Genomic DNA, 17408 nt, shown 5'->3' on the forward strand with positions numbered 1-17408 from the left:
GAGTGACATTAAGATATCCAATAAAATCAGGAGTTTTTATGATCGAACACCAACCAGAACGCCATCGATTCGTCTTTGCAAAAGATGGTCACGAGAGTGTACTTGAATATAAGTTGGACGGAAGTAATGTGAACTTTACCCGCACGTTTGTACCGGATGTGTTTCGTGGTCAAGGGATTGCCAAGCAGTTAGTCGATAAAGGGTTAGCATGGGCGAAAGGCGAGCAATATCAGATTGAAGCTGACTGTTGGTATGTCGCTAAGTTTTTAGATTGAGATTCATAAATAATAGGCGATGCGACTACAGGAGCTAGCCTGTGGTTCTCCCCCTTATTAAGGGGGAGCTAGAGGGGGTAAAGCGGACTTACAACATGTGACTTGCTCGCGATTCACATTCGGAGCTTGACCCCTCCCAGCTACGCGCCCCGCTTCCAAGGGGAGGAGCAAACAGCTCGATACATATAGCTTTTTAATAATAGGTTGCGCGGCGCTAAAACCCACTCACCAATTCATCAATCACCTGCATCACCTCCGCCACTTTCCCACTATTGGCTGCCTGCGGGTGCGGTGCTGCAAAACGACCGATATCGTTGTCAAAGTATTTACCAGAAGCATCGGCAAACTCTTCATCCAATGCCGCTCGGCGAAGAATATCAGCACCGATGTTGATATCGCCGCCAGCAACGCCATACGCGTCTTTTACCATCTTACTGCCCAGCATAGACGCCGGATTTACCGCAACAATCACTGGACCTTGGCTGCCAAGCTCTTTAGCCATCTCTTGTGACCAAATAGTAATGGCTAACTTACTTTGTGCGTATGCCATACCATCACCCAGAGCCGCATTACCACGCAACGCTTCGGTCTCCACCGGTGCTTGAGCGGCAGAGGATAAGTTTACAACACGTCCAGACTGAAGCAGAGGCAACAGTGCTTTGGTTAACAGGTAAGGGGCCAGTGTGTTAACTGCAAAACGCACATCGAAACCATCTTTAGTACGCGCATTGTTTGTGGTGTAGACACCTGCGTTGTTGATCAGCGCATCTAGGCTGTCGTGTTCACTTTTCACCTTATCAGCAAACGGTTTAATTTCCGACAATACAGACAGGTCAGCAATGTAGGTTTCAACTTCAGCATCACTATTTACATCAAGAAGTGTTTGTTTGGCTGCTTCGAGCTTTTGAGGATTTCGGCCATGGATCAATACACGGTGACCTTCTGCGACGAGCATTTTTGCTGCAGCTAAGCCAATTCCGTCAGTAGCGCCTGTAATTAGTACGGTTTTTTTCATTTTTAAACACTCCAAAGGCATGATGTGAGGGACTTCTCTAGTCTGGTTTTAGCATAGATTATCAATGTTACACATTCTATTGGTGCCAGCATGGAAACAGTTTATAGATATTTTTGATAATCATGGATGTGTAAATCCCTCTGCTACCCGTGGGTAACAGAGAGGGGAACCATAAAATCGTTCATTCTTTATCGATTAGGGTCGAGTGGATTGGGATCTAAACCATTACTCACACCGTCATCGTCACTATCATTATAGATACCATCGACAGGAGCGCGCCCCCATTCGTCGAGTGAGCGATTGATCGCACTAGATATCGACACGTTGTCGAAGTAAATGGTTCTCGCATCTCTTATCTCAGTGTACATACCGATTTTGGTATAGCCATCGTTACCAATGATTAAAGTTTTCCCCGAGCGATCAAGTTTGAGCTCACCATTTACCCAGATCATAACGCGCCCATCGGAGCCCAGTGATTTCTTGAAATAGACACGTATGTCGGTCCATTGATCTTGTGGTGCAAAGCCAAGATCAATGATTGGATTGTTTGGCGATTGAAAGGTGAGTTTAAAGTCACCGTTGTTACTCAGCCTGATTGCACCGTGTGGACCAGATTGAAACGATTTCCATTGAGTGACAATGATGGAATACTTAGTGACATTCTGCCAAGACACATCGGGGCGGATACTTGCACTGAAGTAATAATCATCCCCCGCTGAATAATTGTAATCACTGTTCATGAACGCGATTTCGCTTCGAAAGGCTGGTGGCTCGCCAAAAAACTTGAGTACATGTTCTCCTGTACGCGCCCAGGGCACATTCTCGACGCTGTAATAGTGATAGCTAGCTGGTACTTGAGTGAGAGAGTCGTAACTGCTAGAAAAAGAGGGCGTTAAGAGTTGCTCTAGCCCAGACTGAGGGGTACCGTTTTCATAGTTCGCGGTGTAGATTGTCGCTGCGTTCTCAATCGTCGTTGTACGTTCGACCAAAACGTCAACTCGTGTTGGCTCTGAGAGGTTAAATCCATCATCGACTTGATAGCTGAACTCATCAAGCCCGACGAAGTTCTCTTCTGGTGTGTAAAGCACTTTACCCTCAGAAACAGTGAGCGAGCCATAACTCGCTGAGTCAGCGAGAACGATAGTAAGTTCATCCGCTTCAGGATCAATGTCGTTGGCTAATACATCGCACAATAGTTGTTGATTCTCTACCCCTTCACAATTGTCTGGCGCTGTATTGGTGACCAGATTTTGAGAGCGGCTAGGATCGAGAGGGTAATCATCTTCAAGATCGGGCACGCCATCATTGTCGTCATCTAAATCCTTATTATCTCCGACTCCATCGCTGTCGGAGTCTTTGGTTTCGGATGCATCATTAGGAAAGGCATCTTCGGCATCGACAACGCCATCACCATCGGTGTCTTTAGATAAGGGCGAGAGAGCAAACTGAAGTTTGTCGACGCGCACTGACCCGTCTCGAGCATAGAGAGTAAACGTGTGTTCCCCTTGTTCGAGAAAAAGTGTTGTAGGTGGTGATTGTTCGAATGTTCGAGAGTTTCCTGAGCTGGATAAAAATGCGAGCTCCGCAAGAACAGATTGCCCCTCACGTAACTCGACGACTTTTGACGAAGTCGCTTTTGAACCTAGCCACGCCGAAAATTCGTAGTAGCCAGTGCTCGGTACACTGACGGTGTAGTTCATCCATTCATCACGACTAAACCAACCAACATGAGTCGCGTCTCCGTGGGTAGAAAAGTCGACCCATTCATTGCGATAGTCGTGAGAGCCTCGATTATCTGCCTCTTTATCTGAGTACGCTACACCCTGTCCACCTAAGTCAAAATCTTCCGCTTCGACGGTAGTCGGCAACTCATGAAAAGGTAACACCCATTTTTCTGGATCCAGTGGAAACACATCAACGGTGTCGATAACACCGTCACCATCGGTGTCAGCTGCGAAAGCGGAAAACGAAAGACAAGAACAGGTAATGGCCGTCGCCAATGAACTAAACAGCAATACTCTACTCATACGTCACTCCTTGATTGTTTGATACGCACAGACGCTTCGCCTCCATGCTAGAAGGTGATAAACATCGGGTAAGAAAGAGTGCACTCAGCTTGAAGATAGCCAATTCAATATCTATATCAAACTGGCTTTATATTGATTGGGTGTATGTGTTTGGGCTGTCATTGTGAATTTTGGATGATTCTATGACAACTTGCTGTGTGTGCTGAGAAAATCAATACTTCTGAGTTAAAGGTTATTAATATCAGTTAGTTGTAGGACGATTGCATTACGTGTCTCACTTTCATTTGGGTGCAAGAGTAAGCGGAAGAGCTACTTTACTCGAATTGGCAACGTTTGAAGTTGAACTCTCTATTACGATTTTAATAACTTAATCTATTAAGTAATGTGCCATCAATTTTTATCTAATAATTTCAATTGGTTGAAGTTTAGGTGCAGGCAATATCTCTTCTTGGTGATATTTGTTGTAAATTGGAACAAAAATCTCGCACATGTGTGCTAGTGCAGGTAGTACCAGTTTGATATGCTATTGATGAATCGGTGGTTTGGAGATGTACGATGAAGCGGATGAAGTGGGCAGTTTTGGTTCCCGCATTAATACTCGTTGGATGCAGCAAACCCGAAATGGATGTCACGGACACAGAGCTCAATGCTCACCACGCTGAGCAGGTAGTGATTGTGCACGGGCTCGCCCGCAGTGCTTGGTCGATGCAAAATATGTCAAAGGGCATCGCGGATCAGGGGTACCAAGTTTGTGTGGTTGACTATCCGACGATTCGCCAGCCGATAGAAAATACTTTAGAGAAAAGCGCTGAAGAGCTTTCTCGCTGTATTGCTGAATTTGATACCGCGACACACCATGCCACCAACCAACCTAAAGTCCACTTCGTCGGTCACTCACTAGGCGGTTTAGTGATTCGCTCCTATCTCGCGAAGCATCCTGAGTTTGTTCAATCAGAACAAATGGGTAATGTTGTTTTCGTAGGTACACCAAATCATGGTAGTGATGTTGCCGATTTTTTCTCCGATACCTGGATGCTATCCCTTGTTGGTGGTACGGCGGAATCGTTGACGACCAGTCCTAATAGCTTTCCCAATCAATTACCGCTCCCAAACTACGACTTTGGCGTGATAGCCGGAACGCAAAGTTATCCGGTGTTCAATGGCATGTTTGCAAAAACCAACGATGGCTTGGTGTCGGTAGAATCGACCAAGCTCAAAGGGATGAAGGATTTCGTCGAAGTCGATATCAAGCACGACCGTCTGCGTCGAGATCCTTATGTGACGGAGTTAATTCTCAACTTCTTGCAAACTGAGCGATTCGAAAAGTAATCGCTTAGATACTTACTCCGTAAGGCAACTGTTTAAACAACTTAGGGTCGGTTTTAACATTTGGCCCTTCGTAAGGTGGCTGCCAATCCAAAAGCATAATAGCGAGTACGTTTCTGTGTTCTCCATAGGCAAAATCAAAGTCGCCTGATACCGATGGGATCATGCCGTGTCGTTTATCAATAGACTTTGTGATGGCTGCACGAGTTTTTGCTACGACTGGATCGTCTTCCAATCCGGCTAGCAAAAAGCTAATGCCAACTTCCGCGATAATGTCTTCTTTAGTGTGCTTAATAATATCGTCAATATTGCGGCGGAAATAGTCGTAGATCCATTGGTGCTCTTGCTCGCTAACCTGGCGTTGATAGTAGCCAGAGTCGGCCAAAATAATGTGGGTCATACCGTAAAGCTTGTTGCCAAATTGCTGTTTGCTTAGACGGTAGTCTTCACTGCTTGGATACGTTTTCTTAAATGCAGTGATAAATTCATCGACTAGATCCTGTTCGCCAATCTGTTTTAACCAGTAGGCTTGGTTGGCAAGTTGCGCCGCCCATGCAGTGATCATCTCTTTGTCGGTGAGTACAGATTCGAAGTCATAGCTGCGCAGAAGTTTACGAAGCTTCTTATCATCTTTGTGGGTGACACCATATTCTTGCAGTCTAGCGAGATACCTTAGAACATCGAGCCCCATGTAGAAGTATTCGGGCTGATCTTTGGTCGCCTTGTATCGACGTACACTTCTCTCGTCTTTGCCTTTTTTATATTCGTTTAGGCGTTCTAAAGAATGCTGGTGGATAGCATCCGGTGTGTTGACGTTTGCAGCAATGTGATTAAGTCGGTCGGTGACATTGGCAAGATCGACGAGTATTGTCGTTTTGTATTTGGTGTCTTGCGTCTGCCTATACATGCGTAAGCCAAAATGACCTTGCTTATAGGGAGACAGAGAAAACAGTCGAGACTCGTAAGTGTCTTTAACCACGTTTGCGTGTGCCTGAAGTTGATGCGGCTTTGGTGTGCTACTGAAGTCAATAATACTAGCACCAGTAATTAGAAAGGCACTAACCGTCAATGCGAGTATTCGTTTTTTCAATATCATAGTTTCTTCCTTCCACCAAAAGATCGATATAGTGTAAGAATTAACCGACGATAAATTGTAATGGTTACGTCAGTTTTATTGTTTTGTTGAATGTGTTGCGGTGGAGTAAGCAAAGGCACGAGGGTTTTCGTGCCTTAGATTAAGAAAGGTTTAAGATACTGTAAATCGGGATACTAGCTGTTCTAATTGCGAAGCTCTGCCGTTTAGGTTAGTACTGCCGTCGCGATTTTTTGCGGCTAGACTTGCAGACTCAGCACTTTGATCTGAGATGACCACTATGCGCTGTGCAATGTCTTTACCAACAATCGCTTGTTCTTCTGTTGCCGTTGCTATGAGTGCATTCATATCGTGGATATTGGCGATCGCTCGCTGGATCTCCTCAATGGCTGCTGCAGCATCATTAGCTTGTTGAACTGTTGCTTCACCGCGTGTTCTGCTTGAGTCCATCGCTTTTACCGCTTCATCAGAAGCACCTTTTAACTGCTCAATCATTTGGTTGATCTCACCAGTGCTCTGTTGCGTGCGACTCGCAAGTTGACGTACCTCATCTGCGACGACAGCAAAACCTCGGCCCTGCTCACCTGCTCGAGCGGCTTCGATAGCAGCATTAAGCGCGAGTAGGTTGGTTTGCTCTGCGATATCTTGTATGACAGCGAGTGATGTCGAGATGTTTTTCACATCGCCTTCTAGCCTGCTAATTACATTACTGGCTTGTAGTACTTCTTCTGCGAGTTCACGTACCGAGGAAGCGGCAGTGTTTACCGTCAGTTGTGCGTCGCGAGCGTTCGTGTCGGCTTCTTGGGCTGACGCGGCAGCGCTGGTTGCGTTGCTCGAAATTTCTGATGATGTTGTGGTCATCTCGGTCATCGCCGTTGCCACTTGTTCGGTCTCTTCACGCTGACTGGAAGCTAGGCTGTCCACTTGAGCGGCACGAGACTTCATTTCTTTGGTTTCTTCAACCACGGCATGGCTAGTGCTCGATACATTAGCGATGATTTCCTGCAGGCTTGAAACAAAGGCATTGAAGTTACTTCCCAAGCGCTTAAATTCAGGGGCGTCAAACTCTTCCATACGTGCGGTCAGGTCGGCATCGCCCTTTGCAAAGCTTTGCAGTGAACTGTCGAACTTCTCTAGTGGCTTCATGATGCTGCGATTAATAAAGGTCGCAAGCACGAACACAAAGGCTAGCGTGACGCCAGACAGCATAAAGATGGTGAAAATTTTGCTCTGCAGGGCAGAGGTGGCTTCTTGCTCCATTTTAGAAATGGTTTGGTCGATGTCATCGATATAGAAGCCAGTGCCAATCATGAGATCCCATTCGGGGATATACATAGAGAAGCTTAACTTAGGCTCTGCTAGAGTTTGTCCCGGTTTTGGAAAGTAGTAGGTCGTATACTGTCCGGACTTGGCGTTTTGAATCAAGTCTTGGATAAAGTAGTTTCCTTTACTGTCTTGAGCCGAATAGTAGTTGTTGCCAATATCTTTAGTGCTCGTCCCCATCAAAAGTCGATCACCTTTGGAGTTATAGCCGAAGATATAGCCATTGCCGTCAAACTTCAGATGGCGCAGCACCTCTAAACCTTCTTCTAGGCTGGCACCCTCTTTTGCTAACCTCAAGACTGAGGTTTGAGCAAGTTCAACGTAGTTTTTGAGTTCAAGTTGCTTATTGCTGAGTAGGTTCTGGCGAGTGTCATCAAACTGTTGTTGATTTAGCGCAGAAACCTTGGAGTAGGTGATCCCCAGTATCCCTATTGTAACGAGCAGCAAAGGTACTATGGTAAGTACATAAAGTCGTTTTCGAATCGACAAATTCATAAACATTCATCCTAATAGTCGTAGTTGTGTATCGTGCCCTTTTATTGAGCATCTGAACAATAAGTAAGCAAACGCTGTGCCATTTACAGGATGAAGATCGGTAATAAAGCGTCACGGATTATACTTTCATCTTAACTATCTGTTTGTTATGGAAATAATCATAGCAGTCTGGTGGTCTGACCCGTCGTGCTACAGCTAAGGGTTCGGGCAGAAGCGAGGGGGGTGATGTCACGAGGGTCGGTTTTGGTATTGGGTGGATAAATATTGCCACCCTCTGTTATTGATGGTGGTTATCTATATGAAATTATTGAATAAATTCTTTGTCGCTATTGCTTTTTCTTGACTATGCTCAAAGAGCGAGGCAGGGAGTTTGCCGCGCAGAACAATACGTTAGTAAGGAGATATCACAATGAAATCATTAGTGGTTTTCGTGCTTAGCACGGTATGTTCTTTTTTTGCATTAGCCGATGATGCAGGTGAGCCTGGCAATATTTGTCTAACCGATGCCGGTCTGGTGGTCACAACTCACCTCGATACCTGTCCGAAAGATATGAAGAAACTCTAACGCAATTGAACCAGCTTAGCTGGTTCTTTTTTTTTCACTAGGCTTAGAACTCACTCCGCAACCATTTACTCTCACTTAAACCAAATAGCTCGTTAACTAAATTTTTCCCATTATTATTCAATGTTGAAAATACACTGAATCATCGTTTTGGAAATATCACAGTAATATACTTGGGTATTTTACTTTTGGTATTTGATAATATTTATCTAAGTATTTTATTCATTCCATATTTAAGCTATTCGCTTTTGCGTTAGTTCATGTTGTGTCCTATTTTTCTTTTGAATAGATTCAAAAGGTAATTAAAAATCGTCTTTTTTAACCAACATGAAACCTTTTTGGATCGCTTTTCTATCATGCTTAACTAATGGTTATCAATGTGAGCTTGTGTATCAGTGAAACTTTATAATTTTGAGACATAGAGCATTACTATTTTTTCAAAATATTGATTTGAACTATTTCAATATTTATTTTTGGTAGTAAGTTAATAATCAACAAACAAAGTAGTACTTTCTAGTAGTGGCATTAATAATGGTTGCAACACATGTAACATTAGTGTTTTTCGCTAGAGAATTATTATACCTGTTTGATACTAGTCAGAGTGAATGGCCATGATGGCCAACTTTTTTACCAGAAGGATGCTTGTTGAAATTTTGCCGATTGAACCGGAGGCTTTGTCTCATCTTGGCAAAAGGGATACGCAGAATAGTTATGCTAAAAAACCTATTTAACAAACTTGGGATCGAACTTTGGTTTTCAGCCCACCTCGCATACGGCTTTGTACAGCTTGTATTCATTCCTATTGTTATGCCAGCTTTCGTTGCCGAGCGAACGGGTAGTTTTGCCAATGCAGGTATTGCAATGGGTTTCTTCGGTGTGGCAGGTCTTGCAGCACCGATTATCGGTTTACTTGCCGATAAGTTTAAAGCGCACCGCTTAGCGCAGTTCTTAGGCATGATCGCGTATATCATCGCTGGTTTTTGCTACATCGCATCGGGTACTGATTTTACAATGATGGCGATTGGCTCAGTGTTCTTTGGTCTGGGTTCCGCAACGCTGTTAATGCTAAACCCAGTGTTTATTGCCTTTGCTGGATATGACGACAAAACTGAGGCACTAAAGCTCGGTCGTATGGCGCAAGCGGCGATCATCGGTACTTTGCTGGGGGGTGGTGCATTAGCGGCATTGACTGATGGTGGATTTGGCTATGAGACAAGCTTTTACACAATGATGGCGACTGTGGCTGTGTTATCTGTTGTGACATTTCTTAGCAATAAAGAAGCTGGACAGCGCGTATTAGACACGGCTGAAGCGCGTGAAAAAGAGGCGGCAGAAGAATCCCAAGAGAAAGTGAACATCGTTAAAGTACTATTCTCGAAGTTTGGGCTGTTCTTATTTGCCGTTGCTGCCTTATGTGCTGGCCAAGGTGCATTCCAGGCTCAATTTCCTAACTTGATGAAAAATGCATTCACGGTTTCTGAAGCCTTGTCAGCGACGAGTCTTTCTATCTCAGCAGTACTAGGTTTGATTGTTGTTATTGCGGCTGAGAGATTTTCAGCGAAGTTTGGACCAACAGCACTATTCAAACTGTGTACGGTTGCGTCTATTGCAGTAATCGCAGCACTGTATTTTATCGCAGAACTTCAGTTCATTCCGACGGTGATTCTACCAGTGGCCTTGGTGATTGTTTACCTACAAGGCATTACTGTGACAGATATGTGTTCGCCAGCGGTCGCGTCTCGCTTAACACGTGTTGGTGCGGGCTACACACAAGGCCTGATGATGTTCTTTATCTCAATCGGTTTTGCGACAGGTAGTGCGATCAGTGGTTTCACGGTTGAGTCATTCAGTTGGAGCGCTCTGCCAGTAGCCATTGGTGTGTTAACTGCTATCGCATTTGTGGCAATTTGGATTGTTACCAAAGAAAAGCAAACGCACGAGCACAAAGCAAAGACAAATCACGCTTGAGCGGAAAAGGGTGATTGATAACAAAAGGGAGCAAATTTGCTCCCTTTTCTGGTTATAAGTGCACGATAAAAGTGACTTGAGGAAACTGTGTCCTCAAATACCGCGTCATTAAAAGCTTTGCCAAATCGCCGTCAGACCACTAATTGAGCACAGCAATAAAGCCGCCAGTCGAACCTTCTCTTTAGGTAGAGACTGGGTAGTAAGTCTTGCTAAGTGATAGCCCAACCACGCGGCGGGAATGAGTGGCACAGTGATATAAAGGTGATGGAGTGTTAGAAAGCCGATAGGGGCTTGCACAATAAGCGACATGATTGAGCTGAACACAAAGAACGCTGATAGGTTGCCGCGTAGCTGATTCGCTTCTTGATGCTGAAGTAGAAGTGCCATTGGCGGACCACCAATACCACTGCTAGTGCCAAAGAAGCCTGAAAAGAAGCCTGCAATACCCATTCTTGTTGGTGTTGGTTCAATACGCACGGGTAAAAGGCTCACAATAACCGCAAATACAACCAACAACCCTAGCCAGAGTGACAGCACTTGAGTCGATACGTATAGCAACAAAGCTGCACCCGCAACAGAGCCAGGAACGCGACCTATCATTGCCATTTTAAGCCCGCCGATAGCGATGTTGCTCTTGTGCTTCATGGCGTTAAGGATTGAGATAAACAAAGCGACGAGGCAAATTGGAGCCGGCACATAGTCTGGAGAGACTTGAAACAAGAGAGGCGCCGCCACAATTGCGAGTCCAAAGCCGATTGCTGTTTGCACGTAAGCGCCAACGAAGATCAAAAGCATCGCAATGAGTGAGGTTTGGCTGAGCCAATCAGCAAGCATGAATCATCCTTTTCAATATCAAAGGTCAAAGAGGACGACATTGTACCGCTAAGTTACGGTAAGGGGCAGAGGACTTTAACGATAAACTGGATATTATTGATATATAGGAAGGTATGAAATAATTGATTTAAATCAAGCTTAATGCTGTGAAATAAAAAAAAGGGAGCAAATAGCTCCCTAAAAATATAAAGCAACGTAAAAAGGTTTATTAGAAGAATGTCGCTGTATATTCCCTTACAAAAACTTAATCAGAGTTTTCCATCCCTGTGCACATTAATAATTCAGCAGCGAATGCACCACTGCTGAACGTGATACCAGCCATCAATAGCACGATAGCGTACTTGCTTGCTATGATGCATAACCCTAAGGTATTGATTATTCTCTCCATATTACTTCTCCTTAAATCAGGAACCGTTATTGACTAGGTGTATTTTACAATAACCCACCAGGCCAAATTGAGAGCCGACGCTATTATTAAATCGATTTATGAATTATGTTCCGTAAAACGCGATCGCGTCATAGAATTACAACTGGTTACAATCAATTTTGATTATTGGTGCTGACGAATATCACTTTTGTTATTTCACTTTAGCCATAGTGCTTGATAAAGATATATCATTTTGCCTGAGTAAGACTTTGCCTTGAAGTAGACACAAAAAAACAGCGCCAAATGGCGCTGCTTTTAGATGTTTCTTTGATTTTATGGCTGCTGACGGGTCGGAGCCAATACAATTTCTCGAATACACACATTCTGAGGTTGCGCATAAGCAAACTCTACCGCTCTTGCAACATCATCAGCGGCAAGGACGCCACCCATGACTTCCTTCCATTGATCATAGCCATCTTTGATCTCTTGTGAAGTTGTGTGCGACAACAGTTCTGTTTCTACCGCGCCAGGAGCGATGGTGACAACGCGAACATCAGACTCTGCAACTTCTTCACGAACGTTTTCTGAAATAGCGTGAACGGCAAACTTGGTACCGCAATAGGCAGCGTGGTTACCAAAGGTTTTGCGACCGGCAATCGAGCTGATATTGATGATGGTGCCGGTGTTGCGTGCCTTCATTGGTGCAAGTACCGCCTGCATACCATTGAGAAGACCAACGACGTTCACGTCAAACATGGTTTTCCATTCTGATGCGTCTTGAGTATCGATCTGACCTAGTAGCATAACGCCAGCATTGTTAATCAGAGCGTCAGCAGGACCATATTGCTGTTCCGCTTTCGCAATTGCTGCTTCAAACGTCGCTTTGTCGGTAATGTCGACTTTTTCACACAGTGTATTCGGTAGTTGCAGTGCTTCTAGCTTCTCTACGCGACGAGCAAGAAGAAGTAGTGGGTGACCAGCATCACTTAAACGACGTGCGATCGCTTCGCCAATACCAGAACTTGCACCTGTAATAACAACTAGCTTTTTCATATGTTCACCCTTTTTTGAATTAGTGGACTTCTGTAGTGAAGTTGCTAACAAGTCTAGTCAAAAAACTATTGTTGATATATGGGGATTTAATTAAAACAGTGTTGTCATATTGCAACAATTAACTTGCTCGTTTTCTTTCTATACTCTACTCATTGCATTAGTTCGTATCAGGATAACAAGAGCGATGAAATGGCACATTTCGTTGGAACTATTGTCATAAAGGGATAAGATTTGCGTTCGAATTTTGAGGGAAGACTGATGTATAAGTGGTTATTGGTTATAGTTTTGTCTATTGCTCTTCCATTTCAAGCGCTTAGTTTGGAATTAGCAAAAGAGGCTGTCGTTGATCGAGTGGAAGTAAAAAAGTCTTCGAGACGAATGTACTTGATGGACGGTGATGTTGTGGTCCGAGAGTATCGAATTGCACTCGGGAAAAATCCACGTGGTCACAAGATTCAGGAAGGTGACAATCGCACCCCTGAGGGCAAATATTACCTCGACTTCGTGATGGATGATTCTGCGTTTTATCGTTCTATGCACATTAGCTATCCAAACTTGAGAGATAAGAAACGCGCGCAAAGTCTGGGGGTGAGTCCCGGTGGTAACATCAAGATCCACGGACTTAAAAATGACAACAATAAGCCGCCACAGTTTGTGCAAAGCTTCGACTGGACCAATGGCTGCATTGCCATTACTAACGAAGAGATGGACGAACTGGTCTCTTTAGTGAAGATTGGTACGCCCATCTATATTCGTTGGTAGCTGTTTTATTTGGGGGGTTAGTAGCGATAGGTTAGACCGAAACTCACACCGTAACCTTTATTTTGCACATCCACCTGATAGCTTTCATTCAGCTTCACGTTCTTTCTCGCATAGTTCTCGCTAAAGCCAGAAAGGTCCAAGGTCAGGTGTTCGTTTACCGTGTAGGCTGCGCCGAGTCGATAACGAACATCTTCTCCACCAAAGGAATCAATAGCTTCATCCATACTAACGCCACCACGTAGCGCTAACTGCCCAATTCGATATTCCATGGAAGTCGCGTAGCGTTTGCTGTGACGTGATCCTTTCAACAGTTGGATCGGATCGTCATAATCAGTGTAAGTAACACCTTGGCTATCCCAACGCGATAGACTGAAGGTGTTGTGCCATGACCAACTGTCGGTCAAAGCAATGGTGCCGTAGACACTAGTAATCGATGGTAGAGCAAATTGGATATTACTGTCACCAAACTGGCTATCGAGCCTGTGTGTTGCTGCAAGAGTCAGCCACGAGCTAGCTTGCCAAGTTGCGCTGATAGCACCTGTCCAGCCATCGGTATTGCCTGTTGTGGTCTCAGTATTACACCCGCCTAAGAACTTACATTTATCAACTTCAAGCAAGTAGTCCGCATATTGATATTCAAGCGTTAAACCAATACTCACATCGCCCATCTTATAGGCAACGCTAGGCGCAAAGGACACGACGATAGGGCGCACTCGCGCTTGCTCTAAGATACGTATATTGAGTGGCGGCGGAAGCCTAAACTCTGAAATTGAGATATCTGCTGCGGTGCGACTATAGGCGGCAAGCCCAACTGACCAGTTTGAGTCTATCGGCATCACCATAAAACCCGCTGGAATCGGATTCGCTTTCGAGTAAGACGATTGCGTGCCCAAAATATCGTAATCAGTATCGACCTGATAGCGAGTGACACTTGCGGTTACCGTAGTGGTTTTTAACTGCGTCATACTGGACGGAGCGGTTGCCAAAATACTCGCATCGACCGCCGATGCGCCATTAGCGCTCGCGAGCGCACTATTTGAAGTTGAGGATTCCCAAAAGTTAAGACCAGTGGCGTTAGCGATCGGTGAACTACAAACCATTGCCGTAATGGCAATACGTTGTGTAAGAGACATGTTTGTTATCAAGCTATGAAAAAACGGCATTCTAGCATGGTGGATTTTTATACCATGCAATTTTTGTGTGAATAAAAGTGACATTGCTGATTGCTAGCCGTGATTGCAGTGTTATTAGACGTTATAAGAGGATGGGGCTCGTTACTAACTCTATGATGTTTTGTGGAATGTGCAGTGTAAGTAGCCGTTGCGTTTCTTACGAGTTAAGAAAGTATGCTTTGATGTTTTGACTTAAAAGACTGTCAGAATTTTCCTTTGAGCGCTTCGGGGTAACAATTAATGTGACGTATGAGGTGACGATCGTGAGCATGAATAGTGCTTGTGGGGGTAGGAGCATAAACATGTAGCTCACGACCGTCTGAACTCTTCTAGTTAAAAAACTGGCAGGTTTTTGCGAGTTGCAAAAGGGCATTTGCTTGTAATTGAGATTTGGCGTTGCTTAGCTGATTTAAATAGTAAGCTTTTAGAGGGCGTGCAGAGCTGCTGGTTCGTCGCGTTGTATCTTTTCTCATTAGGCTCTCCGGTATCTTTTGTGTTGGGGGGAATCTGTACATATTGTGTTGTTTTATGCGGTATAATAAAACAGATAGTATTTTGGATATCTTGTTCCTTATATTGGCTTTAAAACCAAGGATTTCGCCTTTTTAAGTCATAGTTGTCATATATGAGGAATGGTTTGCTTAGGATGGAGTGCCTAATTTGGAAAGTATAAACCTATATCGCTACTATGAGCGTCTCATCAAGTTTGAAGTCTCAGTTGAGTACGCGGTGACCCTCGCCGATGTTGCCGATACGATGGCAACCAGTCCGCGCCATGCTCGCTCTGTCCTAAAGCAGATGACCGAACTAAGCTGGATTGCTTGGTTGCCCAAAGTGGGAAGGAACCAGCGATCGACATTGATCAAAAAGCTGGACCGAAGTGATGTTAAGAGGTTAATAGCGACCGAATGGTTAAAACAGAGCAAGTATGATCGTGCACTGGAATTTTTAGATAATGACCAATCCACATTTGGTCAGCTTTTGCAGCAAACCGCGGGGGCTCAGATTAATGAGGGCAGTGTACATGTTCAGCTTACTTACAACCGGTCATTTGCTCGATTAGCACCAAACGTACCGCATCGCAATAGTGAACGTTTTTTGGTGCGACAGGTTCATGCTTGTTTAGTGTCGATGAGCCGTGACGGTGAGCTAAAACCAGATATCGCCCATCATTGGGAAGCCGATGAGCGCTTCAGAAAATGGTCATTCTATATAAGACCATCCGTTTACTTTCATGATGGCACTAGAGTGAACGCAGAGTCCATCGCCACATTATTGATGCAACTGAAAGAGCGTGACTATTATCGTTCAGAGCTCGATCACCTAGAGAGCATTGAAGTCAATCATGCGCTTGGATTTACGGTCTCGCTTAGTCGATCTGATAGAGGCTTTGCGGCACTGCTTAGTGATTTGAAATACTCCATCCAACCCCCACAACAGCTTGAAGAGTCAGATCTTAATGTGGTTGGGTGTGGCGTGTTTTCACTCGCCGATCAATCGAGTTCTCTCCTCAACCTTTCTGCCAATGAGCGCTATCATGGTTTACGTTCTTTAACCGATCATGTTTCGATATGGTCTGTTAGTGCTAATAGCCAGCATTCTAATGGCCACAGTCCTAAAAACCCGGCATCTTGCGAACAAGCTTTGGTGTCGGGATCACGAGTCAACGAACCGTACTCTCAAAAGGTGATCACGCATCCAGAGATAGATTTGGAGAAAGAGGCGCTGAGTAGTACAACCTCTCGTGCTCGTATCGAAGATGGTTGTATGTTCATGATTTTCAATCAAGCGAACCCTTCACTGTCTTTTGCGCAGCGCAGCTGGCTCAGCCAGATGCTAAGTGGCGAAAAAGTGTGGCAGCAACTTGTTAAAAACCAAGACACCTTTGGCGCCGAGTTTGCGAGCAGCTTCTTCCCGTTCTGGCACAACGTAAAACGTATCCACAATCGAGCGGTAGTACTGCCACGAGAGCTAAAAATCGCGTATTACAACCATCCAGGGATACTAAGAAGCGCTAAAGCCGTAAAGCAAATTTTAGAAGCGGAGGGTATTGAGGTAACGCTTAACCTTTATGACTTTGATGTATTTGTTGGCAAGGCGACAAGGGAGCATTTTGATGAAGATATTGTGATGAGCAGTCTAAACCTTGATGACAATAGGCAGGTATCAGCACTGTTGTTCTTCTTAAGTGACCCTGTACTGCATGCTGGTATCGGTGATGATGTGAGCCAATGGTTGAAGGCGGAGCTTAATAAGATTCGTGCCGATTGTAGACCAGAAAAATACCTAACAGAGCTTGAACAAATCGGTTCTCTTTTGATACACGAGGGTATCGTAAGCCCAATGTTCCATCATAGACAGACATTGAGCTTTCAAGGAATTTTAAAAGGCGTTGAGATAACGACTTGGGGCTGGCCTCAAATTCGAGATGTTTGGTCTGCAGATTGAGTCTTTTCTGACTCATACGCTTCCAGTCTCTCGGTCAACACTCTTTGATTCGCTGTCGTTGTCTCTAGTGACTCTGCAGTTTTATGAATTGCTGATGCCATCTTAGATACGTTGCGTGTTGCATGCAGTATCGTGCCCTGCATTGGACGCAGTAGCAGCCAATAAGCAGCGATCAGCGCCAATACAATCGAGAGTACTAGTAGCGCTAACAAAAGCAGCACGTTAAAGCGAACATCATAAGCGAACTTTTTGGTGCTGTTGGCAATCGAGTTTTGAGACTGCTCTAGAGCGCCCGGCAGTGCCGCCAACGAGGACTTGGACATCTCAGTCAGTTCGTTGATATTGTCCATGGTATCAACCAGCACTTGTCGTTGCTCTTCATTCAAACTTTGGTTATTTGAAAGTAGAGTGAGAGAGGTCGCTAGATTATCGATGGCAACGCTTGAGCTGTTGATCGACTGCTCTATTCCCTTTAGGTCGAGCATCATATTGATGTTCACTAAAGGCTGCTCTGCTTCTTGTTCAACGTCGTCCGCCGGGAGATCACTTGCCGCAATACTGATTTGTAATGGCAAAAGGGCGGCAAGCAATAGAATAAATGGTCTCTTCATGATCATCTCAGGTAGTCATAAGCTGAATTACTGTTGCTATAAGTTAGTGCAGTTCGTGTCGAGATACCAATTAAGGT

15 protein-coding genes are annotated in these 17408 nt (G+C 44.6%); 6 read left to right on the forward strand and 9 right to left on the reverse strand.

The genetic code is table 11. The annotated features are described in order from the left end of the window. The first annotated feature begins 38 nt into the window (after positions 1 to 38). Entirely contained in the window at positions 39 to 275 is a 237-nt protein-coding gene (locus J4N45_RS19680) for a GNAT family N-acetyltransferase (protein WP_128648430.1), read from the forward strand. Between the two features lie 214 nt (positions 276 to 489). Here the strand turns inward: J4N45_RS19680 and J4N45_RS19685 are convergent, their stop codons facing one another. Then, positions 490 to 1290 carry an SDR family NAD(P)-dependent oxidoreductase gene (locus tag J4N45_RS19685; protein ID WP_252016251.1) on the reverse strand — a complete coding sequence of 267 codons (801 nt, stop codon included), beginning with the start codon at positions 1288 to 1290 and terminating at the stop codon, positions 490 to 492. A gap of 188 nt (positions 1291 to 1478) precedes the next feature. Next, on the reverse strand, positions 1479 to 3317 hold the full coding sequence (locus J4N45_RS19690) for a heparin lyase I family protein (protein ID WP_252016253.1): 1839 nt from the start codon (positions 3315 to 3317) through the stop codon (positions 1479 to 1481). A 555-nt stretch (positions 3318 to 3872) separates the two neighbouring features. On the opposite strand from J4N45_RS19690, the gene J4N45_RS19695 reads away from it, so the two are divergent. Continuing rightward, positions 3873 to 4646, forward strand: a complete 774-nt coding sequence (locus J4N45_RS19695; RefSeq protein WP_234497403.1) for an alpha/beta fold hydrolase — start codon at positions 3873 to 3875, stop codon at positions 4644 to 4646. A gap of 4 nt (positions 4647 to 4650) precedes the next feature. On the opposite strand, the gene J4N45_RS19700 is transcribed toward J4N45_RS19695, so the two are convergent. Further along, complete coding sequence (locus tag J4N45_RS19700; RefSeq protein WP_252016255.1) at positions 4651 to 5739, reverse strand: DUF3541 domain-containing protein; 1089 nt, start codon at positions 5737 to 5739, stop codon at positions 4651 to 4653. A gap of 150 nt (positions 5740 to 5889) precedes the next feature. Next, positions 5890 to 7554, reverse strand: coding sequence for a methyl-accepting chemotaxis protein (locus tag J4N45_RS19705; RefSeq protein WP_252016257.1), 1665 nt, complete (start codon positions 7552 to 7554; stop codon positions 5890 to 5892). 409 nt (positions 7555 to 7963) lie between these two features. Here J4N45_RS19705 and J4N45_RS19710 point away from each other — a divergent pair, with 409 nt between their 5' ends. Then, positions 7964 to 8119, forward strand: coding sequence for a hypothetical protein (locus J4N45_RS19710; RefSeq protein ID WP_197058753.1), 156 nt, complete (start codon positions 7964 to 7966; stop codon positions 8117 to 8119). Between the two features lie 708 nt (positions 8120 to 8827). Beyond that, positions 8828 to 10084, forward strand: a complete 1257-nt coding sequence (locus J4N45_RS19715) for an MFS transporter (RefSeq protein WP_252016260.1) — start codon at positions 8828 to 8830, stop codon at positions 10082 to 10084. A 108-nt stretch (positions 10085 to 10192) separates the two neighbouring features. On the opposite strand, the gene J4N45_RS19720 is transcribed toward J4N45_RS19715, so the two are convergent. The 3 genes from J4N45_RS19720 to J4N45_RS19730 form a co-directional block, all read right to left on the reverse strand. Then, the gene (locus tag J4N45_RS19720) at positions 10193 to 10918 is read right to left on the reverse strand and encodes a sulfite exporter TauE/SafE family protein (protein WP_252016262.1); all 726 of its coding nucleotides are present in this window, start codon (positions 10916 to 10918) and stop codon (positions 10193 to 10195) included. Between the two features lie 244 nt (positions 10919 to 11162). Next, positions 11163 to 11306: a hypothetical protein gene (locus J4N45_RS19725; protein ID WP_252016264.1), complete on the reverse strand. Its 144-nt coding sequence runs from the start codon at positions 11304 to 11306 to the stop codon at positions 11163 to 11165. 312 nt (positions 11307 to 11618) lie between these two features. Continuing rightward, a complete protein-coding gene (locus J4N45_RS19730) occupies positions 11619 to 12338 on the reverse strand; it encodes an SDR family oxidoreductase (RefSeq protein ID WP_252016266.1) in 720 nt (239 codons plus the stop codon). Between the two features lie 255 nt (positions 12339 to 12593). On the opposite strand from J4N45_RS19730, the gene J4N45_RS19735 reads away from it, so the two are divergent. Further along, entirely contained in the window at positions 12594 to 13100 is a 507-nt protein-coding gene (locus tag J4N45_RS19735; RefSeq protein WP_503058252.1) for a L,D-transpeptidase family protein, read from the forward strand. Between the two features lie 17 nt (positions 13101 to 13117). Here J4N45_RS19735 and J4N45_RS19740 read toward each other — a convergent pair whose 3' ends face one another. Further along, positions 13118 to 14233, reverse strand: coding sequence for an OmpP1/FadL family transporter (locus tag J4N45_RS19740; RefSeq protein WP_252016270.1), 1116 nt, complete (start codon positions 14231 to 14233; stop codon positions 13118 to 13120). Positions 14234 to 14923: 690 nt separating this feature from the next. Between J4N45_RS19740 and J4N45_RS19745 the strand changes: the two genes are divergently transcribed. Further along, complete coding sequence (locus J4N45_RS19745) at positions 14924 to 16720, forward strand: SgrR family transcriptional regulator (protein ID WP_252016272.1); 1797 nt, start codon at positions 14924 to 14926, stop codon at positions 16718 to 16720. On the opposite strand, the gene J4N45_RS19750 is transcribed toward J4N45_RS19745, so the two are convergent. Then, entirely contained in the window at positions 16690 to 17331 is a 642-nt protein-coding gene (locus J4N45_RS19750; protein WP_252016274.1) for a hypothetical protein, read from the reverse strand. The two genes, J4N45_RS19745 and J4N45_RS19750, sit on opposite strands and share 31 nt — an antisense overlap. Between the last annotated feature and the right edge of the window lie 77 nt (positions 17332 to 17408).

Origin of the sequence: Vibrio sp. SCSIO 43140, from assembly GCF_023716585.1 — a bacterium.
Taxonomy (GTDB): domain Bacteria; phylum Pseudomonadota; class Gammaproteobacteria; order Enterobacterales; family Vibrionaceae; genus Vibrio; species Vibrio maritimus_B.